This window comes from Oleiphilus sp. HI0061 (assembly GCF_001635675.1).
On sequence record NZ_LWFE01001232.1, the window covers coordinates 1 to 1,575 of the forward strand.

The window sequence follows — 1,575 nt, forward strand, 5'->3', positions numbered from 1 at the left end:
AAGAAGACTACCCCCACCTGGATGTTTATATCACAGGTAGCGTGATGCTAGGCAATGCCTTTTCTGAATCAGCCCAGGACGACCTTGCAAACCTGTTTCCGGTCATGTTTGTGATAATAATCTTCACCTTATTATTGCTTTTACGTTCGTTCACCGGTACCGCCGTAACCTTGGTTGTCATAATAATGTCTATCGTCAGCGCAATGGGAATGTTCGGTTGGCTAGGATGGACGCTTACCGGTCCAAGCACCTCAGCGCCCACGGTAATCATGACAATGGCCGTTGCCGATTGCGTTCATATTCTAGTGACCTTTCTATTTAACATGCGGCACGGAATGCTTAAAGCCGAAGCAATGCAAGAAGCCATACGTATCAATTTCCAGCCGGTTTTCATCACCAGCATCACAACAGTTGTTGGCTTTATGACACTTAACTTTAGTGAAGTTCCACCCTTCAGAGATTTAGGTAATACTGTAGCTATGGGCGTCGTTGCAGCATTCTTTCTATCAGTATTTTTACTTCCAGCACTGGTTATGGTGCTACCGGTAAAAGAGAAGAAGCAAGCAGATAAAGCACACAAAGGCCTTGATGCAATCGCTAATTTCGTCATTAACAAACGCAGACAAATTTTGATCGGTACCGGCTTGGTAACAATCGCCATTTTCTCTGCTATACCATTAAATATGATAAATGACGACTTTGTCGGTTACTTCAAGCAAAGTGTAGAATTTAGAAAAGACACCGACTTTACCGCTGAAAACCTTTCTGGCATTTATACAATTGAATACTCACTAGTTGCCGGAGAATCCGGTGAGATAAGCAACCCGAAATTCTTACAACAGGTCGAGGCATTCAGCCAATGGCTTGAAGCTCGAGAAGAAGTTGTTCATGTCGATACGATTACCGAGATATTCAAGCGCCTGAATAAAAATATGCATGCCGATGATGAGTCATACTTCCGGCTACCGGAGTCACAAGATTTAGCGGCACAATATTTACTGTTATATGAAATGTCGCTCCCCTATGGGCTGGATCTCAACAACCAGTTAAACGTAGATAAATCATCTATCAAACTAACTGTTGTACTAAACAATATACCAAGCTACAAAACCTTAGCGCTTGAAAAGGATATTGCTGAATGGCTTGAGACAAATACCGATATTACTGAGTTCTATGCTGCGAGCCCGAATATCATGTTCTCTCATATCGGTGAGCGAAACGTTATGAGTATGGTTTCGGGGGTAAGTTATGCATTGATACTAATTTGTATCATCATGGTGATCGTACTCAGGTCAGTCAAACTGGGCTTGGTTAGCCTAATCCCTAACCTTATACCTATTGGTGCTGCATTTGGTTTGTGGGGTATCTTCAACGGTAATGTTGGCATATCCGTAGGTACCGCAACAGGTATGGTCCTGGGTATCGTCGTTGATGATACCGTCCACTTTTTAAGCAAGTATCGAAGGGCTAGGCGTGAGAAAGGCTATACTAGCGAGCAAGCGGTGCAATATGCTTTCGCAACCGTTGGTACTGCACTTTGGGTGACAACCTTCGTTTTAGTCGCAGGGTTTATGG

The 1,575-nt window shown here is 43.4% G+C and carries 1 protein-coding gene; it reads left to right on the plus strand.

Going from position 1 to position 1,575, the window contains the following annotated elements; translation table 11 throughout:
* The coding region (locus tag A3735_RS19180; RefSeq protein WP_068638485.1) for an RND family transporter at nucleotides 1-1,575 on the plus strand (1,575 nt) is incomplete at both ends.